The 24,926-nt window shown below is 45.0% G+C and carries 22 protein-coding genes and 1 other RNA gene; 6 read left to right on the forward strand and 17 right to left on the reverse strand.

From position 1 onward, the window contains the following. Positions 1-151: 151 nt before the first annotated feature. The 7 genes from tadA to L0991_10270 all read right to left on the reverse strand — a co-directional run bounded on the left by tadA (position 152) and on the right by L0991_10270 (position 7,054). On the reverse strand, positions 152-700 hold the full coding sequence (gene tadA, locus L0991_10240) for a tRNA adenosine(34) deaminase TadA (GenBank protein XGB61796.1): 549 nt from the start codon (positions 698-700) through the stop codon (positions 152-154). Between the two features lie 126 nt (positions 701-826). Continuing rightward, a complete protein-coding gene (locus L0991_10245) occupies positions 827-2,116 on the reverse strand; it encodes a hemolysin family protein (GenBank protein XGB61797.1) in 1,290 nt (429 codons plus the stop codon). 182 nt (positions 2,117-2,298) lie between these two features. Next, the gene (locus L0991_10250) at positions 2,299-3,861 is read right to left on the reverse strand and encodes an AbgT family transporter (protein XGB61798.1); all 1,563 of its coding nucleotides are present in this window, start codon (positions 3,859-3,861) and stop codon (positions 2,299-2,301) included. Positions 3,862-4,158: 297 nt separating this feature from the next. Beyond that, entirely contained in the window at positions 4,159-4,608 is a 450-nt protein-coding gene (locus L0991_10255; protein XGB61799.1) for a prepilin-type N-terminal cleavage/methylation domain-containing protein, read from the reverse strand. Then, positions 4,598-5,938 (reverse strand): hypothetical protein, encoded by a 1,341-nt coding sequence (locus L0991_10260; GenBank protein ID XGB61800.1) that lies wholly within the window; start codon positions 5,936-5,938, stop codon positions 4,598-4,600. The genes L0991_10255 and L0991_10260 overlap by 11 nt, the downstream gene beginning before the upstream one ends. After that, positions 5,935-6,567, reverse strand: coding sequence for a pilus assembly protein PilW (locus L0991_10265; GenBank protein ID XGB61801.1), 633 nt, complete (start codon positions 6,565-6,567; stop codon positions 5,935-5,937). The genes L0991_10260 and L0991_10265 overlap by 4 nt, the downstream gene beginning before the upstream one ends. After that, positions 6,548-7,054: a GspH/FimT family pseudopilin gene (locus L0991_10270; protein XGB61802.1), complete on the reverse strand. Its 507-nt coding sequence runs from the start codon at positions 7,052-7,054 to the stop codon at positions 6,548-6,550. The genes L0991_10265 and L0991_10270 overlap by 20 nt, the downstream gene beginning before the upstream one ends. Positions 7,055-7,156: 102 nt before the next feature. Here L0991_10270 and L0991_10275 point away from each other — a divergent pair, with 102 nt between their 5' ends. Then, entirely contained in the window at positions 7,157-7,588 is a 432-nt protein-coding gene (locus L0991_10275; GenBank protein XGB61803.1) for a prepilin-type N-terminal cleavage/methylation domain-containing protein, read from the forward strand. Between the two features lie 135 nt (positions 7,589-7,723). Here L0991_10275 and dnaJ read toward each other — a convergent pair whose 3' ends face one another. From dnaJ to grpE, 4 genes are all read right to left on the reverse strand, one after another. Next, the gene (gene dnaJ / locus L0991_10280) at positions 7,724-8,869 is read right to left on the reverse strand and encodes a molecular chaperone DnaJ (GenBank protein XGB61804.1); all 1,146 of its coding nucleotides are present in this window, start codon (positions 8,867-8,869) and stop codon (positions 7,724-7,726) included. 284 nt (positions 8,870-9,153) lie between these two features. Next, entirely contained in the window at positions 9,154-11,061 is a 1,908-nt protein-coding gene (dnaK, locus tag L0991_10285; protein XGB61805.1) for a molecular chaperone DnaK, read from the reverse strand. Between the two features lie 405 nt (positions 11,062-11,466). Next, positions 11,467-12,741, reverse strand: coding sequence for a dicarboxylate/amino acid:cation symporter (locus L0991_10290; protein XGB61806.1), 1,275 nt, complete (start codon positions 12,739-12,741; stop codon positions 11,467-11,469). A gap of 390 nt (positions 12,742-13,131) precedes the next feature. Then, complete coding sequence (grpE, locus tag L0991_10295) at positions 13,132-13,713, reverse strand: nucleotide exchange factor GrpE (protein XGB61807.1); 582 nt, start codon at positions 13,711-13,713, stop codon at positions 13,132-13,134. A 143-nt stretch (positions 13,714-13,856) separates the two neighbouring features. Here grpE and nadK point away from each other — a divergent pair, with 143 nt between their 5' ends. The 3 genes from nadK to bamE all read left to right on the forward strand — a co-directional run bounded on the left by nadK (position 13,857) and on the right by bamE (position 17,224). Next, entirely contained in the window at positions 13,857-14,741 is an 885-nt protein-coding gene (gene nadK / locus L0991_10300) for an NAD(+) kinase (GenBank protein ID XGB61808.1), read from the forward strand. A 291-nt stretch (positions 14,742-15,032) separates the two neighbouring features. Beyond that, entirely contained in the window at positions 15,033-16,697 is a 1,665-nt protein-coding gene (recN, locus tag L0991_10305) for a DNA repair protein RecN (GenBank protein XGB61809.1), read from the forward strand. 167 nt (positions 16,698-16,864) lie between these two features. Then, complete coding sequence (bamE, locus tag L0991_10310) at positions 16,865-17,224, forward strand: outer membrane protein assembly factor BamE (protein XGB61810.1); 360 nt, start codon at positions 16,865-16,867, stop codon at positions 17,222-17,224. Between the two features lie 160 nt (positions 17,225-17,384). Here the strand turns inward: bamE and L0991_10315 are convergent, their stop codons facing one another. Both L0991_10315 and L0991_10320 read right to left on the reverse strand, forming a co-directional pair. Then, complete coding sequence (locus L0991_10315; GenBank protein ID XGB61811.1) at positions 17,385-17,693, reverse strand: RnfH family protein; 309 nt, start codon at positions 17,691-17,693, stop codon at positions 17,385-17,387. A 3-nt stretch (positions 17,694-17,696) separates the two neighbouring features. After that, positions 17,697-18,125 carry a ubiquinone-binding protein gene (locus tag L0991_10320; protein ID XGB61812.1) on the reverse strand — a complete coding sequence of 143 codons (429 nt, stop codon included), beginning with the start codon at positions 18,123-18,125 and terminating at the stop codon, positions 17,697-17,699. A gap of 119 nt (positions 18,126-18,244) precedes the next feature. Between L0991_10320 and smpB the strand changes: the two genes are divergently transcribed. After that, on the forward strand, positions 18,245-18,730 hold the full coding sequence (gene smpB / locus L0991_10325) for an SsrA-binding protein SmpB (GenBank protein ID XGB61813.1): 486 nt from the start codon (positions 18,245-18,247) through the stop codon (positions 18,728-18,730). Positions 18,731-18,795: 65 nt separating this feature from the next. Continuing rightward, positions 18,796-19,162: a transfer-messenger RNA gene (ssrA, locus tag L0991_10330) on the forward strand. Between the two features lie 194 nt (positions 19,163-19,356). On the opposite strand, the gene L0991_10335 is transcribed toward ssrA, so the two are convergent. From L0991_10335 to L0991_10350, 4 genes are all read right to left on the reverse strand, one after another. Further along, positions 19,357-21,237, reverse strand: coding sequence for a RimK/LysX family protein (locus L0991_10335; protein ID XGB61814.1), 1,881 nt, complete (start codon positions 21,235-21,237; stop codon positions 19,357-19,359). Between the two features lie 305 nt (positions 21,238-21,542). Then, on the reverse strand, positions 21,543-22,352 hold the full coding sequence (locus L0991_10340) for a M15 family metallopeptidase (protein ID XGB61815.1): 810 nt from the start codon (positions 22,350-22,352) through the stop codon (positions 21,543-21,545). A 79-nt stretch (positions 22,353-22,431) separates the two neighbouring features. Then, positions 22,432-23,160, reverse strand: a complete 729-nt coding sequence (locus L0991_10345; GenBank protein XGB61816.1) for a DUF429 domain-containing protein — start codon at positions 23,158-23,160, stop codon at positions 22,432-22,434. Between the two features lie 51 nt (positions 23,161-23,211). Then, positions 23,212-24,924 carry a class I SAM-dependent methyltransferase gene (locus L0991_10350; GenBank protein XGB61817.1) on the reverse strand — a complete coding sequence of 571 codons (1,713 nt, stop codon included), beginning with the start codon at positions 24,922-24,924 and terminating at the stop codon, positions 23,212-23,214. Positions 24,925-24,926: the final 2 nt, after the last annotated feature.

A 24,926-nucleotide genomic window follows, 5' to 3' on the forward strand; every position in this document is an offset into this window, starting at 1 on the left:
TTGCTGCAAACCGTCGTAAGCGTATGCTTTCAAATAACAAGAAGAAGATCATTTGGCGCAACCGTGCTTTCATGCAGATGCTTGCCGAGTAAACACTACGGCCAGGAAGTTTGTCTGGCACTCTAACGATGAGAGTGCCTTAAACTTGCTGCTATTTCTTCTTAAGCGCCTTGTCAGCTTCCAGCTGCTGCTCTTCCAACAGACGCTCTTGCTTTCGCTTCTCTTTTATCTCTTTTCGACGACGCTTAAAAAACGCCTGTAGTTGCTCGCGACACTCATCTTCTAATAACCCGTGCTCAACATCGGCATAATGGTAAGAAGCTTGGCTTTCAAACAAATTCAACACCGTCCCTGCCGCACCTGCTTTTAGATCTGGCGCGCCAAAAACAATACGCTTCACTCGGCTGTGTAACAAGGCACCCGCACACATAGGGCATGGCTCAAGCGTGACATACAAAGTGGTATCAAGCAGTCGATAATTTTCCAGAACCTGCCCCGCTTTGCGCAAAGTTTCCACTTCAGCATGCGCTGTTGCGTCATGGCTACCAATCGAACGGTTCCACCCTTCAGAGATAATCTCACCATCTTTTACCAGCACGGCACCAACAGGTACCTCTCCCTCACTCTCCGCTTTTTTGGCCACTTCGATGGCACGTCGCATGAAGATTTCATCTTGAGGGGTGAATTGATGGTCTGACAAAGGGGACTCCAAAAAGCAAACAATAGAAATAAAAAAGGTATGCGGTGAAGCATACCTAATCTTAGTGATGATGGACAACAAAGAGATGCCCATCAATAACCATGGACTGGATGATTAACTGCCAGTCTAGCTTTCGGCTTCAACCAAATCATTGACGACTTGTGTCGCTTTCACACTCACAATACGATTGTTCTCAACCGAGATAATCTCAAACTGCCACTGCTGACACTCAACGATCTCTCCCGTATCAGGCAAGCGACCTAGAAGCCATGTGATGAGTCCGTTTAGAGTTTGGAAGCCCTCGCTTTCACCTTCTAACTCTGAAAGCTCCAAGCGGTTTTTCAGTTCGCTGATCGGGATTAATCCATCCACCAGCAAACCATCTGGCAAAGACTCAGTCCAAAGGTCGTTCGGGTTGTTTGATAACTCACCCGCAATCGCCTCTAGAATGTCGTAATGAGTCACAAGGCCTTGAACATCGCCATACTCATCGACAATGAACGCCATCTCTGTACCCGACTCTTTAAAGTAGCCAAGCAGACGCAGTGCCTTCATCGATTCCGGTACATAGATCGGCGATTTAGACAGACCCATGATCACTTGAATACTCAGATTGCCCGCCTGATTCAATAAAGCCTTGGCCGACACAGTGCCCACCACCTTATTTAGATGATCTTGGCACAGAGGGAATACACTGTGCTTCGATGAGCGAAGCTGCTTTAAGATATTCTCAACAGGTTGATCGACATCCAGAAAGTCGATGTCTCGACGCGGCGTCATCAACGAGCTCACCAAGCGATCATCAAGCTGCAAGATATTACGAATCATCTCTTGCTCGCCACGCTCAATCACACCAGAGTCTGAGCCCTCTTTAACAAGTGCATGAATATCGTCTTCCGTCACACTGTCTTCTTCGCCACCTCGGCCCATCAACTTAAGAATACCTTCCGTTGAAGCAGACAAAGCAAAAACAAACGGCGTCGCGATTTTAGATAACCAATAGATTGGCATAGCGACCAACACAGCGATAGTTTCCGCTTGAGATTGAGCAAATCGTTTTGGTACGAGTTCACCAACAACAATGGCAAAGTAAGTAATACCTACAACGACGACCGCGGTAGACAGGACATTCGCTTGCGTTGCATCCATGCCCCACTGTTCAAGTTGAACAGCTAGTGGTGCAGATAGCGTTGCCTCGCCCACGATACCGCTGAGCAGGCCTATGACCGTAATACCGATTTGGATGGTTGAGAGGAAGCGAGTTGGATTTTCTTTAAGCTCAAGTGCGATCTGAGCAGAACGGTGCTTTTCGGCCAAGCGTTTCAGCCGACTATTTTTTGCTGCTACCAATGCAATCTCAGACATGGCAAACAGACCATTTAAAACAATTAACCCTACCAGAAGCAGAATTTTCATGATGTTTTGGATTTCCTAATTTTACCGGCCAACAATTAGCCGTAATCCGGAGTATAAGCTGAGTAGGCTGCTTTTTGATATAAAAATAATAGATAAAGAGAGCGAAAAAATAGCAAAAAAAAGCCCGCACATTTCGGTGCGGGCTTAGTAATGAATAAAGCTTAATTTTGCTTAGTTCAATCTTACATTGTGTAAGTGTAAGGTGCTTGGATACCTAGTGGGATACCAAGAGCCCAGTAAGCTAGCAGGAAGATAGACCAACCGATTAGCATTGCAATCGAGAATGGCATCATTAGAGAAGCTAGAGTACCGATACCTGTAGACTTAACGTAGCGTTGGCAGTAAACAACAACCAGTGGGAAGAACACCATTAGTGGAGAGATGATGTTAGACACTGAGTCACCAACACGGTAAGCCGCTTGAGATAGCTCAGGAGAGATACCCACAACCATTAGCATTGGAACTAGGATTGGACCGATAAGTGCCCACTTAGCCGAAGCTGAACCAACAAGGAGGTTAACTGAAGCCGTTAGTAGAATCATACCAACGATTGTCGCTTCACCAGGAAGGTCCATCGCTTTCAGGCCTTCAGCACCGTAAAGTGCCAGCATAGTACCAATGTTTGATTGACCGAATGCCGATAGGAACTGTGCACAGAAGAACGACATTACAATGTACGCGCCCATCGTAGCCATTGTCTCGGACATCGCCTTGATTACGTCATTGCTGTTCTTGAATGTACCCGCAACGCGGCCGTAAACGATACCTGGGATGATGAACAGGATGAAGATCAGAGGAACGATAGACTTCATAACTGGTGCAGAGAATGCTGTTAGCTCACCTTCAGGAGAACGCAGTGCAGAGTTCTCAGGGATTAGAGCCGCAACAAGCAGACCAATACCAGCAACCATTGCCCAACCTGCGTATTTGAATGCTTTTGATTCGATTGCAGTGAACGTACCTAGATCCGGTGCTTCTTCAGCATCTTCATCAACTGGCGTGTTTGCTAGACGAGGTTCGATGATCTTCTCAGTTACATACCAACCGATAGCAACAATAAGAACTGAAGATAGGCCAGTAAAGAAGATGTTCGCTAGAGGGTTAATCACGTATTCAGGGTCAAGAACGTTTGCCGCTGTTTGCGTGAAACCAGCTAGTAGCGGGTCGATACCTGAAGGGATGAAGTTCGCAGAGAAACCACCAGATACACCAGCAAATGCTGCAGCAATACCCGCTAGAGGATGACGACCCGCAGCGTGGAAGATGATACCGCCAAGAGGGATTACTAGAACGTAACCTGCATCAGCTGCTGTGTGAGACACGATAGCAACCAAGATTAGCATTGGCGTAAGTAGCTTAGCTGGCGTGAAGTTCAGCATCTTCTTAAGGCCTGTCGTAATGAAGCCTGAAGAGTCTGCAACGCCAACACCTAGCATAGCAACAAGTACGATGCCTAGTGGTGCGAAGCCAGTGAACGTAGTAACCATATTCGCTAGGAAGCTAGCAAGCGCTTCACCAGTCAGTAGGTTATTTACTTCTAGAGCAGCACCCGTTTGAGGGTTGATTAGATCGAATGAAAGATTCGACAAAAGTGCAGATGCTACCCATACGATAACTAGAGCCCAGAAGAACAGGATTGCTGGATCTGGAATTTTGTTGCCGGCGCGTTCAATGAAGTTTAGAAAGCGATCCATTCCACTGATCTTGTCAGTCGATGGTGCTTTTTTTACGGCTTGGTTACTCATTGTAACTCCATATGTGATGTTGTTTGTTTAGGCCTAATATAAGTTTTTACCACGGCCTATTGGTACAACACACATTCTATTAAAAGCCCCCATAAAAAGCACAAGATTCCACCTTAAATTCCATAAATGGAGACATATTTTGCAAAAATACCATACAACTACAACAATATAAAAACACAAAAAACACCATTCCATATACATGGATTTAACCAGTAATTAAACAATGTCCGAGGAGTGAAAATTGTCAGTAAAAGGAGTGGCGTAAGCCTTGGCATGCAGTAAACGTTTGCTTAGGGATCAGTCAAACTCACTGTATTTGGAGAGCATAGTTTCGAGGTAAATACTTTGCGTACGGTTCATACGATCTTGCCATGCAATTGTGACAATAATGTTTTTGAGGGCGCCAGATAACGCTCCGCTCGCATTAGTAACTTCACATGTCATCGAATACGCAGAGCCTGATAAACCAGACAAGGGATCTGAACTCGCGATGTTGAGACAGTAACTCGACTGATTTAGTTCCTCAAAAGGAATAAGCCCTACCGCCCCACTAACATTGAAAGCGCGAGTTCGATAATACTCCATCTGCCTTTCTGCAAAATGCAAAGCTTCGACACTCTGGAGCGCATGATCCGACTTTTGTTCCGCATACACCTGTAATTTAACCAACCCTAACGACGCGACACCAATCAGCAGAAAAGAGATAAGTACCTCTAGCAAACTGAAGCCAGAATTCTTAGAAATCATTCCACGAGCCTCGCTGCCATTGGTACGTAGAAGGCGGGTCACTTGGGTTCGAATCCGCGCGAAAATCCATGTCCATATCACCCACTATGGTCGTCACTCCCGAGGGAGAATCAAAGATAAGACCACCAGAAGGCAAACCAGAAGCAAATTGAATCCCGACACTCTTTTTAACAACGCTAGCCTCATCGATGTCTTTGATAAAAGGCGCAAACACGTTGTTAGCCGCAAGCGAGTTCCAGAAGTTATCGACTCGCGTTTTCACATGGCTCTTCTGGTAATCAACCAAGTGATAAATCACCCCGTTATAGGCCATGGCGCCATTCAATGCGAGCACACCATCTTGAATTACGAGAAGTTGAGAGGGGTTATTTGCAGCTGATACCGCCGCATTGATGTGACAGTTACCTTCAATCCACAACCCTTTGGTTTGGCCAATCGTAAAATGGTCCATGATCTCAGGACCACACTCCGTCGCATTCAATAGCTGAACATGTTTAAACAAGTCCGTATCTTGCGACAGGTCGAGAATGTTTTGTTCCGTTCTAGCCATGCCAAAGAAGGTGTAAAACGGATTCATATTAGGATCTGGATTAAAGTCTTTCTTGAACGGCGGTGGGTTGGTTCCTTGATAATAATCAGGGGCATAGATCGAATAGGAACTACCGGAAGTGCCTTTCGGGATCTCCGTTTTATAATCGCTATGACAAGCGCCATCGAAACCAGAAAAGGGTCCATCAGCAGTAGGATTAAGGACTTCTAAACCCAACGCCTGCCCTGAATCACCGTGAGTAGCATCATATTGATAAGTAAACAGATCAGCGAATGAGACACTGACACACTCATATTCATTACCACTGATTGGCTCTTCTTTTGCTGTTGGCTTGAGACTTAACGTACCAACTATCTCTATTGGTCCTGTCGACTGAATTGCTCCCGTGCCTAGTTGGGAGCGCTCTGTTATCGTCTTATAAAGGGAGTTTGTATTCGAAGAAGACGTCACCAAATACGTACTAGAGCTAGCCGTGCTCGACAGATCGATCTGGGGCTGGTCTTGATAAGGGGAACACCAGTCAGCAAAATCTGCTGGGCGAGTACTGGCATCTTGAATGTCGGAAACACTTTTATCTAATTCAAGTAGATAAGCGTAAGTACACTCCAGTCCACCTTCCGAACGCCAATGTGCTTGCCTGCCTTGAACTTCATTTTGAGCCACTTTCATCTGATGGAAGATACTTCGATAGGAGCCTAGCGTGACAACTAAGGCTCCAAGCAAAAGCACAGATGTAATCAACAAAGTCACTACGCCATGCTGCTTTGCATAATTCCTCATTGCCAATTCCTCTGCTTAATAGAAACAGACACCGACTTGGTCACCGCTGCAGTTGGAATCGATGCGGTAATACTAATATCCGTAAGCGTGCTTTTAATTGAGTTCTGCTCTAGCACCCGAGATGTAATGTGGAACTCATCGACATCCATAATCGTGTCATCAAACAGTGAATAGCAGCCAGTAACCTCTTCAAACGTGGGGAACGCCTCTGATACCGTGGTGCCCTTCTCGCATATTTGCAGTTTGGTGCCGTTTTTTTGGTAAACAATATTGCGGTGGTTTTTATTGCCGCTCGAACCCTCTCTGAAATAAACAAAACCAACCGCAGCGCCACCACTCACTTGAATCGTATTGCTTGCACCAGATAACTTGATTGAGTAACCGTTTGAGCCGTCGTAACCCGCTCGTTGGATGTCTTCTTTCATCACTTGTATGGTGCTGGTTAGGTTTTGTAGCAGCAGTAACTCAATGCCTTTGTCCTTGGCTATTCTCTGCCCTGTAATAAAGACACTTCCGATAATCGAGATAGCGAAGACACCAATCACAGAGGCCACCATTAACTCAACCAATGAAGTACCTTGTTGCTTGCTGAGTCCTACCGCGACAGGTTTAACACGCATCATAGCCATACTGCGCACTCGACTCACCACACACTTTTATGCGCCCAGGAGGGCTAGATAATTTAATCAATAAACGGTCGGTTGAAGATGCACTGGGAGAAAGATAGATCGTGCCTCTAGCTGGCCTACCCCTGACACTCTCAAAGCTGATTCTTTCTCCTGTGTAATTGTGAGAAAACGAGACATCGCGAAATGCTCCACCCGACAACTGCAGCAAAGTTTCTCCAGTGAGATCTTCAGTCGGCTTCAACCATACCGTCCAATCACCAGTCGATTGCACTTCATTTTTTGCGGTAGAGAAATGCACCCAGAGATCCTGATTCCTTTTCACCGATTCAGACTTAGCCTGAATTAAGAAACCATTGAGCTCACCAGCTAACCGCTGCATCTTGACGGATTGAGTCACCGAACTAAAACTCGGGGCAGCCGTCGCTATCAGTATCGACAGTACCGATACCGTTATTAACAGCTCTAATAAAGTAAACCCGCGAGTCATTTCCCAAATTCCTATGTAATTCAGTGCGTAACCGTATTTAATCTTGCAGCGATGCTACCACCGGAGAAGAATGTACTGAATTATGAGAGGAAACTACTCGCGATGATTCGAAAAAATATATGCAACAGCAACAACATAAGCATGAGAGGGATGACATTGATCGAGTTATTGCTGGCTGTGGTCATCGTGGGAATACTTGGGGCAATCGCCTACCCGAGTTATACCAACCATGTCATGAAAGCACATCGTGTCACCGCGTTGGCCGACATGACCAAGATACAATTAGAGATGGAAACCCTATATACGGGTGACTATGCATCCGCAGCGCAGGGGATTATTTCCGCCGGGACATGCAGTTTTTGCGATACTGATACAAGCCGATACACGCTCGCTATCTCAGCAAGCAGCACCACCTATACTATTCAAGCTGAGCCGCACGCCCCACAAACTAACGATGACTGCTTAGACTCAACGACTGATATTTTGGAATTACACCACTCTGGTATCTCGGAGCCAGAAGCGTGTTGGAAATAACGAGGTAAGCCAATCAGCACCATGTGTGACCACTTTTCTATTTTCTACAGACACAAAAAAGCCTGCTACAAGAGCAGGCTTTCTATTTTCGTCATTAAGTTAAAGTATCAATAACTTAATATTTCAATAATCTAATTACTTAGTTAGGTCATCGAAGAAGTTTTTTACGCCGCTGAAGAAACCTTCAGACTTAGGCTTGTGCTTGCTTGCCGCTTCGCCGCCACATGTCTCTTCAAACTCACGTAGAAGTTCTTTCTGACGAGAGCTTAGCTTAACTGGCGTCTCAACCACTAGCTTAACGATTAGGTCACCCACACCGCCGCCACGAACACCTTTCACGCCTTTGCCACGCATACGGAACATACGGCCCGTTTGTGTCTCTTCTGGCACTTTTAGGTTTACACGACCATCCAGTGTTGGAACTTCAACTTCACCACCTAGAGCTGCCATAGAGAAGCTTACTGGTACTTCGCAGTAAAGGTTGTTGCCATCACGTTCGAAGATGTTGTGCTCTTTTACGTGAACTTGTACGTATAGGTCGCCAGCTGGAGCGCCTTGCTCTCCCGCTTCACCTTCGCCAGATAGACGAATACGGTCGCCAGTATCAACACCAGCAGGGATCTTAACGTTAAGTGTTTTCGTCTTCTGCTTACGGCCTTGACCGTGACAAGAGTTACATGGGTCTTTGATGATCTTGCCTTTACCGTTACAAGTAGGACAAGTCTGCTGAACCGCGAAGAAACCTTGACGCATTTGTACTTGGCCGTGGCCATGACAAGTGCCACAAGTTTGCGCAGAAGAACCTTTCTTCGCACCGCTACCATCACAAGTGTCACATTCAACCAGTGTTGGTACTTCAATCTCTTTAGATACACCACGAACCGCTTCTTCAAGCGTCAGTTCCATGTTGTAACGTAGGTCTGAACCACGTTGTGCACGTTGTTGACCGCCACCACGACGACCGCCGCCGAAGATGTCGCCAAATACGTCACCGAAGATATCGCCGAAGTCACCTTGACCGCCGCCGAAACCGCCGCCGCCACCCATGCCGCCTTGTTCAAAAGCTGCGTGGCCGTATTGGTCGTAAGCTGCTTTCTTTTGAGGATCGGTTAGGATCTCGTACGCTACTTTTACTTCTTTAAATTTGTCCGCTGCGCTCTCATCACCCTGGTTACGGTCCGGGTGGAATTTCATTGCTAAGCGCTTGTACGCTTTTTTAATATCGCGCTCTGATGCATCGCGGCTTACGCCTAATACTTCGTAAAAATCACGTTTTGACATGTTCTAGGTCACCAAAATAATTGCTACTACCGAAAAGTAACTTCAGTAGTCTGTGTATCAATCTAGATAAAAGTTCTGCCGGCTGAATCACCGAATAAAGCTATTATCTAGATCGACAAGTCTAAATACAAATTTACGGGCGTGAGAGTTACCTCTGACGCCCGTATTAATAAGTCTTCGAGACAAATTTCTAAGCAGGTAGCTTGAGTTCTAGGAGGAAGCGCGCAGCCTACGCTAGTAGGTGAGCACTTCCGACAACGAAATCAGGCTACTCTGCGACGAAATTATTTCTTGTCGTCTTTAACTTCTTCGAACTCAGCGTCTACAACGTCGTCGTCTTGCTTAGGTTGCTCACCCGCTTCAGCGCCAGCTTGCTGTGCTTGTTGTTGAGCGATTTCCATTAGCTTCTGAGCTGCTTGCATAAGTTCTTGAACTTTAGCGTCGATAGCTTCTTTGTCGTTACTAGACTTAACTTCTTCTAGTGCCGCGATAGCTGCTTCGATCTTCTCTTTCTCGTCTGCAGGTAGAGCTTCACCAGCTTCTTCTACTTGCTTCTTAGTACCGTGAATCATTTGGTCAGCTTGGTTACGTGCAGTTACTAGCTCTTCGAACTTCTTGTCCGCTTCTTTGTTAGCTTCTGCTTCTTGTACCATTGCTTCGATCTCTTCCTCAGACAGACCGCCTGATGCTTGGATAGTGATCTTCTGCTCTTTACCTGTCGCTTTATCTTTCGCAGATACGTTTAGGATACCGTCAGCATCTAGGTCGAAAGTTACTTCGATTTGTGGCATGCCACGTGGTGCTGGTTGGATACCTTCTAGGTTGAACTGACCAAGAGACTTGTTGTAAGTCGCTTGCTTACGCTCACCTTGTAGTACGTGGATAGTTACCGCGCTTTGGTTGTCTTCAGCTGTAGAGAACACTTGATCCGCTTTTGTAGGGATAGTTGTGTTTTTCTCGATTAGCTTAGTCATTACGCCGCCCATCGTTTCGATACCGAAAGATAGAGGAGTAACGTCTAGAAGTAGTACGTCTTTGACGTCACCAGCTAGTACACCACCTTGAACTGCAGCACCCATTGCTACTGCTTCGTCAGGGTTTACGTCTTTACGAGCTTCTTTACCGAAGAACTCAGCAACTTTAGCTTGAACCATAGGCATACGAGTTTGACCACCAACTAGGATAACGTCAGTGATTTCGCCTACAGATAGGTCAGCATCCGCTAGAGCAACTTTTAGAGGCTCAAGAGAACGTTGTACAAGGTCTTCAACTAGAGACTCAAGCTTCGCACGAGTCACTTTGATGTTCATGTGCTTAGGACCAGTCGCATCAGCAGTAACGTAAGGTAGGTTTACGTCAGTTTGAGTAGTAGAAGAAAGCTCGATTTTCGCTTTTTCTGCTGCTTCTTTAACACGCTGCATTGCTAGTGGATCAGCTTTAAGGTCAATACCTTGCTCTTTCTTGAACTCATCTACTAGGTAGTTGATCATGCGGTTATCGAAATCTTCACCACCAAGGTGAGTGTCACCGTTAGTTGAAAGAACTTCGAAAGTCTTCTCGCCTTCTACTTCATCGATTTCGATGATAGAGATATCGAATGTACCACCACCAAGGTCGTATACAGCGATAGTGCGATCACCGCCTTGCTTGTCTAGACCGTAAGCTAGAGCAGCAGCAGTTGGTTCGTTGATGATACGTTTAACATCTAGACCAGCGATACGGCCAGCATCTTTAGTTGCTTGACGTTGAGCATCGTTAAAGTAAGCAGGAACAGTTACAACTGCGCCAGTTACTTCTTCGCCTAGGAAGTCTTCAGCTGTTTTCTTCATTTTCTTAAGAACTTCAGCAGATACTTGAGGAGCAGCCATTTTTTGGCCTTGCGCTTCTACCCATGCATCACCGTTGTCAGCCTTAACAATGTTGAAAGGCATGATTTCGATATCGCGTTGAACTTCTTCATCTTCAAAACGACGACCGATTAGACGCTTGATAGCGAACAGTGTGTTTTGAGGGTTAGTAACAGCTTGACGTTTTGCAGGTTGACCAACTAGCGTCTCGCCTTCTGTGTATGCGATTACTGATGCTGTTGTACGTTCGCCTTCAGCATTTTCGATTACGCGTGGTTTGTCGCCGTCAAGAACAGCAACACAAGAGTTAGTAGTACCTAAATCAATACCAATGATTTTACCCATCAGGCTATCTCCGAAATATATTCTATTAAGTTTTTGCTATACCCACTGATGTGGGGGTGGTAATTAGAGATTCAACCCTAATACACAAAATTAAAGTGCAAATACAATTTGCTTTCGTATGCACCATAGATAAGGGCTCACGATACCTTTTCAAGGGTAAAAACGGATTTTTTTACATTTATTTTAATAAAAAGAATGATTAGGTAAGAATGCATATCATTAACACACTAATAAACCCGTAATTCGATTCAAAAGCCCCGTTTTGCCTTATGTGGGCGACAGCTGGTGTTGCTGTACAAGCCTTATGGCTAACGATCAACGCTAATAAAAAACGGAGCCACTTGGGCTCCGTTTTCAATCAAGGCTTTCTACATAGACATTGTCTATAGAAGGAAGAACTTTTAATTAAGCTTCTGCTTTCTTCAGTTCAACTTCTTCGTCTGCTTCAACGCCGATTTCGTTTTCAGATTTTGCAACGATAGTGTTTACCGCTGTGTCACCAACTACGTTTGAAGAAGTACAGAACATGTCACAGATACGGTCAACAGCAGCAACGATAGCTAGACCTTCTGGTGGTAGACCTAGTTGGTGCAATAGAACACCTACCATTACTACACCGCCACCTGGAACACCACCAGCACCGATAGACAGTAGCAGGATAGTTAGACCTAGAGTGAAGATATCAGCGGTGTTGATTGGCTGACCAAATGCGTTTGCTACGAACATAGTTGCTAGTGCGATGTAGATAGATACACCAGACATGTTCATTGTTGCACCTAGTGGTACACCGAAGCCCGCTACTGACTTAGATACGTTTAGCTTGTCAGTAAGAGTGCGCATTGTTACTGGGATTGTCGCGTTCGAACTTGCAGTAGATAGTGAGAATAGAACCTGCTCACGAGTTGCACGTAGGAACTGCTTTGGAGAAATACCAGTGAATGAACCCACCATCATTGGGTAGAAGAAGAAGATCCAGAACACAAGCATTGCAACAACAAGCGCTACGTAGCCAGCTACTGACATTAGCGTGTTTGCATCCAGTGTTGCACCTAGTTGAATCATCAGAGCGAATACACCGTATGGCGCAAGGCTCATTACTAGGCCGATAAGCTTCATCATGATTTCGTTAGCCATCTTGAACGTCTTGATAGCTGGGCCACCACGAGAATCAAGCGCTTGAATTGCAAGACCAGTCAGAATCGCCATGAAGATGATTTGTAGCATGTCGCCACTTGCGAACGCTTGTACTGGGTTGCTAGGAACGATGTTTACAACAAGAGAGAAGATGTCTGGTGTTTCTGTTGTTGTAAGTGCAATCGTCTCAGAAACCGTACCTGCTAGGTTTGCACCCGCACCAGGTTGGAAGATAAGACCAATCGTTAGAGCAGCAGAGATCGCGATGATGGTGTTAATAATGTAAAGACCAAAGGTTTTACCACCAAGACGACCAAATGAACGGATATCTTTTAGTTCAACGATACCGCAAACAATAGATACATATACAAGAGGCACTACTAGCAACTTGATAAGTGATACGAACATACCACCAGCGCCTTCTGCAGCACCAAGTAGGTAAGTGTCAAAAATAGCGATTCCGCTGAATAGGTACTGAATAGCAGTACCAATAATCAGGCCGACAAACAGGCCTACAAAAATCTTACTTGAGAGCGATTTATCCATCGTTCTTCTCCAGTCTGTTGTGTTTAAAATTTGTACTTTTATAGTTGTATATGCGAGTAATATCGCCATATGGCAGTGGATTTTACATACAAGGATAACAATTAAAAGCATTTGTTTACAAAAATATCACAAGTGTGACATCAAAACATTTTCTCATTAACAACCAGTTTCATAACACAAAACTCTAAAGCGCTGTTCCGTATGGAATAAAAAGAACAACATCCTTAATGCACTTTGACGGACTATTTACGCGGATTCTCAAGTAACAGGCACAAAAAAGAGAGGCATAAGCCTCTCTTCTTATTTCACATCAACTAGTGAATTATGTTGTAACTGCAGCTCGCTTGATCAGTAAAAGGTCGAACCTTTCACTTAGCAAGCACCACTCAATTACTTAGCAACCATTACCATTGCAGGACGAACTACACGACCGTTTAGCTCGTAGCCTTTTTGCATCACGAACATAACCGTGTTTGATTCGTGATCTGGGCTTTCTTGGATAGACATCGCTTGGTGGAATTCAGGGTTGAACGCTTCACCTTCAGGGTTGATCTCTTTAAGACCGAACTTAGCAACTGTGTCTACGAATGTTTTGTGCGTAAGCTCAACACCTTCGTATAGTGGCTTAACCACTTCGTTTTCAGCGTCTGCAGCTTGCATTGCACGCTCAAGGTTGTCGATAACAGGCAGTAGACCTTCAGCAAACTTGTTCAAAGCGAATTTACGCGCTTTATCAATTTCTTGCTCGCTACGGCGACGCATGTTTTCAACTTCAGCTTTAGCGCGAAGAACAGAGTCTTGCTGCTCTTTCACTTTAGTTTCGCTAGCTAGCAATGCCGCTTCTAGTTGAGCAATCTTTGCTTCCTGCTCATCAGCAGCGTCTGCGTTCAGTTCAGCTTCTTCAACTTTTTCTGCTTCAGCAATGATCTGATCTAGTTCTTCTTCGGTTACTTTGTTTTCTTCGTTGCTCATGATATCTCCAGAATTCGTTTCCAATGCAAGTGACAGGCGGGTTTGCGCCTCAAATTGATATAAAACACTCGCATAGACGTTCAACTTGCCTTTATTATGGGGATGAAGAATTTTGATTCAAGCCTAATTCGTTTGGAAACCTTATGAAAAAGCCATTTGAAGTGATCGCCATTATTGGTAAACCTCGAGATCAGCAAGCAATTCAGACTCATAGAGAACTCTATCAGTGGCTGAGCGCTGAGGGTTATCAAGTGTTTGTGGATGACAGACTCGCCAGTATTTTAGACGATATCCCAAAAGAACATTTTTCTAGCCTGGTCGACTTAGGTAAACGCGCCGATCTCGCCATTGTAGTCGGTGGTGACGGAAACATGCTCGGCGCCGCTCGAATCTTGTCTCGTTTCGATATTTCAGTAATCGGTGTGAACCGAGGAAACCTTGGCTTCCTGACCGATCTCAACCCAGAAAACTTCCAGAGCGCACTAACTGATGTTCTCAAAGGCGAGTTCATGGAAGAAGAACGCTTCCTACTTGAAACAGAGATCCACCGCCATGGCCAAATAAAAAGCCATAACGCGGCACTGAACGAAGCGGTACTTCACCCCGGTCAAGTCGCGCACATGATCGAGTTTGAAGTGTACATCGACGACAGCTTCGCTTTCTCGCAGCGTTCTGATGGTTTGATCGTGTCGACACCAACCGGTTCTACCGCCTACTCGCTTTCTGGCGGCGGCCCAATTTTGTCATCAAGCTTGAATGCCATCTCTTTGGTACCTATGTTCCCGCACACACTTTCAAGCCGACCACTTGTTGTCGATGGGAAACGTCACATTAAACTGATCGTATCGCCTGATAACCGCGGCACTCAAGAAGTCAGCTGCGATGGTCAAATCTCGCTACCTGTATCGCCAGGCGACGAGATCCACATTTACCAAAGCCCAAATGTACTCAAGCTGATCCATCCGAAAGACTACAACTACTACCATGTCCTACGAAACAAACTGGGCTGGTCGAGTAAGCTGTTCTAGCTCAACGGCACTAGCAACAACCAAAAACTTCAAAGGCTGACGATATTCGTTAGCCTTTTTTACTACCTGTATAACGCCCGCCAGCTCTGCCTTCACGTCAATCCCAGAGATCGTCATTCCCAAGAAGGAGGAACGACTGAGTTGGGAATCTATAGTGGTTTCAGTGATCTACAGGCAAGTACAATTCTGAGAGCTATCACAAAAAATTTTCACCTGCCGACTTTACTGTATAAAGAAACAGTATATACTGAGCTTATATACAGTATTGTTCAGTTATACAGGTAAATAAAAATGCTGGCTCATTTAAGTGTTAATAATTTCGCTATTGTTAAGTCTTTACAGCTAGAACTTTCTAAAGGCATGACAACAATCACCGGGGAAACTGGTGCGGGTAAATCTATTGCTATCGATGCTTTGGGTTTGTGTCTTGGAGGGAGATCCGATGCAGGAATGGTTAGACAAGGTGAAGAAAAAACCGAAGTCAGTGCTGCTTTTTTACTTGAGAACAATCTGCATGCAACTCGCTGGTTAGAAGATAACGAACTTCTAGACGGCACCGAATGCATCCTACGCAGAACCATCTCTAAAGAAGGTCGCTCTCGTGCATTTATTAACGGTAGTCCGGTTCCTCTTTCACAATTGAAATCACTGGGACAACTGCTGATCAACATTCATGGCCAGCACGCACATCATCAGTTGATGAAAAGCGACTACCAAATGGCAATGCTTGACCAATACGCAGGCCATTTAAACCTATTGAAATCGACACGTAACGCTTATCAAACTTGGCGTCAAGCAGACAACCACCTGAAAGAGTTACGTGAAAACAGCCAACAAAACCAAGCTCAAAAACAGCTTCTTGAATATCAAATCAAAGAGTTAAACGAGTTATCTATTGGGGAGGAAGAATATGAAGAGCTCGAACAAGAGCATAAGCGCCTCGCCAATAGCGGAGAATTGGCCTCAACCTGCCAGCAAGCTATCGAGCTTATTTACGAAGGTGAAGAAGTTAATGCGCTTGGTATTCTGCAATCAGCCAATCACTCCCTAATTCAATTGGCAGAATTAGACGAACGACTTGCTGAGCTGCCAAATATGCTGTCTGAAGCCATTATTCAGATTGAAGAGACCAACAGCGAGCTAAGAACTTATCTTGATAGCATTGATGTCGACCCAGGTCGCATGGCTTACGTTGAAGAGCGTTTCTCTAAAGTGATGTCGATGGCGCGTAAACACCACGTATTGCCTGAAGAGCTGTATAAACACCACCAAGAGTTACTACAACAAGTAGAAGCGCTGGATTGCTCTGATGAAAAGCTTGAAGAGCTAGCAAATGACGTTGAAAACCAATACCAATCATTCGTAGCAAAATCTGAAAAGCTGCATAAATCTCGCGTTCGTTACGCGAAAGAGCTAAACAAGCTGATCACTCAAAGCATGCACGAACTCAGCATGGAAAAAGCGCAGTTTTCGATTGAAGTAAACAATACCAACACTCACCCGTCACCATTGGGTATGGATAACGTGACCTTTATTGTGTCTACAAACCCAGGTCAACCAATGCAGCCTATTGCTAAAGTGGCTTCGGGTGGTGAGCTGTCACGTATTTCATTAGCGATTCAGGTTATAACCGCGCAAAAAGTCGATACTCCAAGTCTGATTTTCGATGAAGTGGATGTGGGTATCAGTGGTCCAACCGCTGCTGTAGTCGGCAAGATGCTGCGTAAACTGGGCGAATCTACTCAGGTCATGTGTGTGACTCACTTGCCTCAAGTTGCCGGTTGCGGTCACCAACAGCTGTTTGTGGCAAAGAACACGAAATCAGGTAAAACTGAAACTCAAATGCACACACTTGATGAGCAACAACGCGTTTCAGAGCTGGCTCGACTGCTTGGTGGCAGCCAAATCACCGAGTCGACCCTTGCCAACGCAAAAGAGTTATTAGTCGCCGCTTAGATTAAATCTTCAGCAACTTTCTGATAATTTACCGAAAAATATTGGCAATTTTGCAACTAAATTCAAAATTGCCAGTCATAACAAGCTCAAAGCGCAAGGAGCTTTTTACTTCTTGCTGGAGCTTGTTTATTATCAGGCAGTATTTTAGCGAAGAAAGATCTCAAACTATGCGAATTAAAAAGTGGTTAGTTGCAGTTCCACTTGCACTAACAATGTTGACCGGTTGCTCTCTACTAGAGAAGTTGGTTTATCGAATTGACATCAATCAGGGTAACTATGTTGAACAAGAAGCTGTCGACCAGCTCAAGTTTGGCATGACAAAAACACAAGTTCGTTACGTTATGGGCTCACCTATGCTTATCGAAAATGGCTACCCAGATACGTGGTACTACATTTACCACCACCAAAAAGGTCATGAAGACCCGATTCAGAAAAACCTCGTCGTGAACTTTGATGCTACTGGCACCCTAGTTACGATCAATGGTGATTTTGAAGCCAGTGATGAGTTCTTCGAAAGCCTTCGCTAGCTTTCAGTAAACAAGCTCTCAATCAAGAATCTTAAAAGCCTGCTCTATGAGCAGGCTTTTTAATATTTGCTTACAAATTAACCCACCGAATCTAACTCACAGACACAAAAAAGCTCGCCGATTTGGCGAGCTCTCTATGAATTTAATCCGTTTTTCGATGCTATTTAGCAGCAGCGGCTTTTGCTTGTTCGGCACGTTTACGGCGAATCTCTTTTGGATCAGCCAGCAGTGCACGATAAATTTCAATACGGTCTTTATCACGAACCGTTGCATCTAACTTCACGTTACGGCTGAACACGCCAACCTTGTTTTTCGCTAAGTCGATCTCTGGATACAGTTCCAAAACACCAGACTGCGCAATAATCTCTTCAACGGTCGCGTTCTTGTTCACAACCAAAGTAAACACACGCTGCTCATGCGGAAGTGCAAACACAACTTCTACGTGGATCATATCTGATTCAATAGTCATGGTTTAGTAAACCTGTTTCGCTCGTTGAGTAAATGCGCTCACCATGTTGGTCGTTAGCTCATTGAAAATCTTACCAAATGCCATTTCAATCATTCGGCTAGAGAATTCAAACTCTAACTTAAGCTCGACCTTACAGGCCTGCTCATCCAACGGAGTAAAATACCAACCGCCCTGCAGTTTCTTGAACGGGCCGTCCACCAGCTCCATCAAGATCTCAGCGCCATCCGCTAAGCGGTTAGACGTTGTAAATGTTTTGCTGATACCGGCTTTAGAGACATCAACCGAAGCCACCATAGCGGAATCTGAAGATTCGATCACACGAGAACCAGAACACCCTGGCAAAAACTCAGGATAACGAGCAACATCATTGACCAAGCTAAACATCTGGTCGGCACTAAATGAAACTAATGCTGAACGAGTAACCTTTGGCATATAGACTCCTGTTAAAGACGGCGTTACATTAACACAAACTGCAATTTTAATTGTATTGGGCCAGAGCGCAAATAAAAAGGATTCCCCAACTAGGGCGCAATCCGTATAATGAGGCCATTATGGCAAAGAATAAATCAAAATCAAAAGCCGGTAGCAATACCATTGCGCTTAACAAGAAAGCTCGCCACGAATATTTCATCGATGATGAGATAGAAGCGGGGCTTGAGCTACAAGGCTGGGAAGTAAAATCCCTACGTGAAGGCAAAACGAATATCGCAGAAAGCTACGTATACATCCGTGATGGCGAAGCATTCATTAGTGGTATGACGATCACTCCGCTTACTCAAGCGAGTACTCATATCGTGGCGAACCCAACACGTGTCCGTAAACTCCTAATGTCGAGAAAAGAACTCGATAACCTATTCGGTCGTATTAACCGTGAAGGCATGACACTTGTCGCAACCGCACTTTACTGGTCTCGCTCTTGGGCGAAGATTAAGATCGGCGTAGCGAAGGGTAAAAAGCTGCACGATAAACGTACTGATATGAAAGAAAAAGATTGGGCGAGAGATAAAGCACGAATTATGAAGAGTAATTTGCGCTAATTTTAAGCACTTAAACGCACAGTGCTAGACAGGGTAAGCTTTTCTGGTACTATGCAAGAACACTTGGGGCTGATTTAGGATTCGACAGGAATTTTGAAGTCTGAGGTGCATGCCGTGGGGCGGTTGGCCACGTAAAAAGCCGCAAAAAAATAGTCGCAAACGACGAAAACTACGCACTAGCAGCTTAATAACCTGCTCAGAGCTCTCTTGCCCTAGCTTCCGCTCGTAAGACGGGGACCAACAAGAGATCAAACCCAAACAAGCTAGCGTGGCTTCTCCCACCTGAGAGGAAAAGCGCGAATTATAATTCAGGTTAGCCTTTAACTAGCGTGTCGGTTCGCAGGTTGCTGGTGAATTTAAAGATCGACTAAGCATGTAGTACCAATGATGAATAGTTTTTGGACGCGGGTTCAACTCCCGCCAGCTCCACCAAACGTTTGGAAAGGGTCAACTCGAAAGAGTTGGCCCTTTTTGTTTGTCTAAAGACCACAAAATGAGATGTGTTCAATGGCAAACAACTGAGAACAACTCATCAAAACAGTTAGTTATTAAAAAGCCACACATCCCATTACTGGAATGTGTGGCCGTTTAGAACTGCTCTATTTCGCTTTTAGTAAGTTAAGGTGTTACTCCATTTTCCCTAGTACGTAATCTTCATCGCTACTTACTACTGCGCCGTACTTCAGGAAGTTCTTACCTAGAATCATGCTGTATTCAAAGCGTGAACGGTCTTGAAGGTTCACTCTCACCTCTTTCTCTAGGTCGCCTAACTTCACTTTCATTTCTACGACAGGGCGAATGTTTACCTTTTCGCCTTTCTTCGCTTTAATTCGCATCACATCAATCACTGGCTTAGTGAATTCTTGCTTATCGCCTTGGTTGTTTTGATAAGTAAAGGTCACCATGTCTTGGCCGTCTTTCTTGAATCGCTTGATGTTCACCGCGTTCATAGAGCTAACGTCAGCACCGGTATCTAGCTTGGCAGGGAATGTCATGCCGTTCACTTCAACCACTTCAATGTGCCCGACTTTAAATAGAGGCTCGGCTTTCAATAGGTAGTCTGAGCGCGTGTTTACGTAAACGCCCTCTTTCGCCATCTTCTTACCGAGAATGAAGTAGGCTTCTTTTTCATTGCTGTTTAGCACATCGATAGCAAACTCTTGTGTGCGAACCTTGCCAGAAGCCGAGAACTCACCGCTCACTACTGGGCGACTATCATCCCCAACTTTGAGCTTTTTAATGATTGGCTTTGTGACTTTCTGCTGTTCGCCATTCGCGTCAGTTAGGTAAAACTCAACCGATTCATCTTTACCCTTGCCGACAACCTCAAAGCTGTCCACCTTCAACAGAGGCGTGTTTACCGTGAAAGAAGCCACAGCCTTAAGCGGAAAATCATCAAGTGTGATGTCCTCTTCCGGTGAGATAATCATAGGCTCACCCGACTCCGCCACATCACTAAAGCTCTCTGAACCTTCTGATAAAATGTTTTCAGCACTGGTATCAATCATGAAGAGTTCACTTGCTGTGTTGGTACCTAACCTTAGCTGTGAGCTGCTGTCTGAACGGTCACGCAGATAAACAAGCACATCTTTAGTGGTGTCCTCATCAAGTTGAACGGGAACATAGACTAAAGGCCTCTTCTTACCGCTGACGCTTAACATACGAACCAACGGCAATGTCATCTCTTTTTGCTTGCCGTCGTTGTCGAACATATCAAACGTCACTTGTTTGTTCTCTTTGTCTATATCGATGTCTTTTGCATGCAAAATACTGTAGCGGTTCTTTAATGAGAAAGTCACATTCATTGGCATTCCCGAGATAGACACCACCTCTTTGCGGCCAACCACGGTTGCGTTCTCTTGCTCTTGTAAATAGTCGTAACCTGCAAACACCAGTGCGTTATCCGCTAGGAAGGTCTTACCTATCAATACTGGCGCAGAGAAGTGACTTCTGTCTGTTAGGTTAACATCAGTTTTTAGCTCTTGGTCTGCGATAGTCAGAGACATTTTAATGGTAGGGCGAAGCAAAGGCGTGCTGCTGGTACGGCTGCGAATCATGCTGACACGCTCTAACGGCGCCTCAACCAATACCATCTCACCAGTACGTGGGTTTTGAACCTTAAAAGAGACCACAGCTTCATATTTCGCAAAGGTGCTGCCATCCCAATCGTCGTAATCAACGTCGCTATTGTTCAGAACATCTTCAGTCAATGCCGACATCAACTCTTTATCTTTGAGGTTCTTATAATCGGCATGTGTGCTTTTTACATGGATGTCTTCTGCATGCATGGAAGTGGTTTCGGCACCGGTGTCGATTTTGCCAATGAAAGGAACGTCTTTAAGCCCTTGAACGCTAGAGAGGTACACATTCTCAGTACGGCCTAATACCGCCTTACCATCGAGTTCGTAAGTCGGGTTTTGTGTGGTGTGTGAAGTGTCTGTAGCCAAAGAATATTGTGAAAAAAGTAGAGTGCTTAAAAGAGTTAGAGCCAAAGGTATCTTTTTCATTAGTTGGTCCGTTGTGATCAGTTCACTAATAATACTGGTGAAAAGGCAATAAGTTCCCCCACCAGCAATGGTTCTCACATAACGTTTACGCTATGACTTTTTCAATGACAAACCGATGACTTTGCGTCGCATTACTTCATCAATTATTGACTAACCGATACCCAATAACCTTTTGAATACGCAGGGTTCTATTGGATAAACGAATACAAAAAAGGCCAACGACGCGCGTTGACCTTAGCGATTCAAAATACCCTTGAAGCGAGCTTAACTTGCTAAAACACAAACGGTTCTAGATAAACATAGCACTAAAAAGTCCCGACTGTTTTCTTTGCACAGATAGCACGAGCTTTTTCTGCGCCCTCGCCTTTATTCTTATTAAAACATTGGCGGTAAGATTCGACGTATCGCTCAAATAACACTTTGGCTTCTGGTTTGGGTTTAGAGAGCAGCTGATTGACGAACTTTCTTGATCCGACCTCGAAATGCTGAGTATCGATTGGAGAATTCCAGTCCCCTCCCCAGATCATGAAACCATGATGTGCAAACAGCTCGACCACATCTTCCGCCATGCCGCGACGTTCAATGTCATTGCGCGCACGAAAGCGTGTTCTATTCACGTAGCTGGTTGCCGATTGCGATGGCTTTACCGTAATGGTTCCGTTGCTATCAAACGCTAAGAAAGGGTTTTGAACTGGGTTGATGTCGATTGCCACACCGTATGCATGCTTCGACCAACCTCCTCCGCCAGTGATAGGCCTAGCATTAAACGCACTGCTGTTATTGGCTTCCATCGAGGCATTGTCGTCACCGTTGAACTCACGCATTAGGCGAGCAGAATGCAGTGGGAAATTACGTTGTTTGAGTTCTAAAAAGATTTGTTCAACAGAAGGGGCGATAACATCAAGCACAATCATATTCCCCTGCTGCGTTTCGCCCTTAAAGTTAACGAAATCAAAGTCCACTTTGGATAGACGCTCACAACCAACAGGAGCCCCACTGTTCAATACCTTGTTCTTTTTCATCATGTCACACTGCCATTGAGAGACAGGCGCGACTTGGCCGTAACTCGCCGCACTGATCAAGATTGCCAGCAAACCAACAATTAAACGTTTCATATCAAGGCTCAAAAACAGTAAGAGTAAAAAGATAGGAAGTGGAAAATAACACACTCAACCTAACAGAGCGCATACTTTGCTAGTGCGCTTTGTTCCAATAAACGATTTCGCGAACTCGACCATTCTGATCCTTATCCGCCTTTCCACCAATCTCAGAAAGCTCAGGCAAGCACGACAATGTTGGAGCGTGATAAGCAATCAGCATCAATATAAATGCGTCATAAATATCATCTATCGCGACATCTCTACGCTTGGTATCCGAGATTGCTAACGCCAAACCCTCACACCATTGCGGAGCGAGTTGCTGAATAATCGAAAGCCTTTCTTCTTTGCCCTCTTGAGTTCGCTTAGAAAAGGTAAGCGGTTCACCTTTCAAGGCAGCAAACACTACCTCCGGGTGAGACTCTCTGATCGATAAATGTGGGCGATCATCGATGAGCTTATCTAACTCTCGGACTTTAGGAACAATACCCCAAGTTTGCTTAGAGAACTTCTTACCAAGCTGCAGCACATTGGCACTGCACGCCGCGATGTAATCGGCTTGGTAAACCGCCTCTCGACACGGAACCGGAAACACCGAAGAACCACGTTTGCTGGTTAGATAGCGCCTCGCTGCTTTGTCGCACAAGCGATCTGGAGTTTGTGCGTCACTAAAACCAATCGGCATATCGATAAGCGCCGTTGAACCGATAAGATCACTCGCTAGCTCATCAAGTGCCTTTACTACTTTGAACACTGGCGCCTGATCATCAGAGACAATCCAAGCGATCCAGCCCGCCTTACAGCCATCAATTCCGATGTATTTCATTGTTTACTCTACCGTTGTTTAAAGGATTAAATTTGCGGGTAAACGTGGCGCTCAATGCCACTCATTGATTAGCAGTCGACTTTTCACACCACGCACCTGCAGACCCATTGCGTCAAACACCTCTTCAAAGTCTCGACACTGTGGTGGAATATTGGGTAAAGAAAGGGCTACTTCAGAAAAGAATTGCTGTTCAAAATGATCCGAATCACTCCACGCCAATTGCCACCATTCGAGAATACGAGGTTTAGACGCGCGAAGTTTTTCAGCGGTAGGCACTTTGTCACTTTTACTTAGATTCTCTTTGCTTGTGGTTGGAAAGAGGTTCCACTTGTCGTTATTCGGCCAGTAAGCAAAAGGCAGACAATGATCAACGTGATACTCATTTTTTAACGATTTTCCACTCCAAACACTGACAATGTCTGCATGTTCGGCTCTAAGTTGCTCAACTCTTTTGCGTACGTCACGAGTATCGTGGTTTCGGTCAATCCAGACTAAGCAGTCATGATAGGTCTGAAGTGAAATGTTTCGCTGTCGATTTAACTCAAAACGCTGCATCTCCATCACCCATTGATTCACTACTAGCGGCTCAATCCAAGAGTGGTAGATTCTGAAACATTCCCATAAGCTTTCATCCAGTGTGAAGTAACCAAAGCTTGCTAAGAACTCGCTGTCGATAACCAGTGATTCTCGACTCTTTCGTCGCTGTTGAGGTGGAAGTATCTCAAACAACTTATTCTCTTTGGAACCTTGATAAATAAAGGTCACTGGGCCCGATTTAATGGTGCTGATCGTCTGTGAAAATAGCTTTTGTAGAGCCTTGGCTTCCTCACCTAAAAACATGGCACCAATAGCTAAATCATCAGCACTGAGGTGCTTGAGTTTGTTCCAGCCATCGTCTTTTACAAATCCTAGGCCTTTACTCGTGTTGCTATTTTGCTGAATCCCAACGCCTTCTATATCGATATCAATGAGACGCTTAAATTGCCTAACCCAATACAGAGCAACCAAACCCACTGGTAGAGATATTTTGCCATCGGTTCGATCAATCACAGCACCTGAATGGGCATCTGCGATTCGCAGTAAGGTTCTTAACAGAGCCAATTTGTATGTGGCCGACTTATTGTCATTTACAATAATGTGGCGCACCTTGTTTAAGTCACCCGAGCCGTCATCTGGCAAGGTCATCACTACGGTTTGCCACCAAACCTCACTGCGCTTCAAGGTGTCTTGGCTATTATCGACATGACGCACCAACAAAGCACTGTTCTTCGATAAACGCTCAAGCTCTTCAACTGAGACTTCATAGCCCTCTCGGTCGTCATGAAACTCTCCGTGTCGTAGCGTAATCACCAATTTGCCATTTGGGGCAAGCAAGTTAGATAACTTTCTGAATGCTCGCTCTCGATATGATGGTGCAAGGTGCATCCACACAGCACTTACTAGTACCAGGTCAAAACGCATTCCAAGATTTTCAGTTCGACTCAAGGATGGGAGTGAATCATCCAACCATGTAACATCTGGCCCAGTATATTCTGAGCCCTGCTCACGTAATGACGCACTGGGTTCTATCGCGATGACTTCCGCACCAGCTTTTTGCATCCATAACGCATCACGGCCACATCCCGCCCCTACATCTAGCACCTTATCGCCCTCTAAAGGCCAATAAGCTTGCCAGCTTTTATGAACAGTTTCGAAAGCAACGGAATGGTACTGCTGGCAAAGTAGGTGAGCATTTTTATCGTAAAAAGAAATCGATGAAGACATAT

It is taken from the genome of Vibrio chagasii, assembly GCA_041879415.1.
In the GTDB taxonomy this organism is placed as follows: Bacteria; Pseudomonadota; Gammaproteobacteria; order Enterobacterales; family Vibrionaceae; genus Vibrio.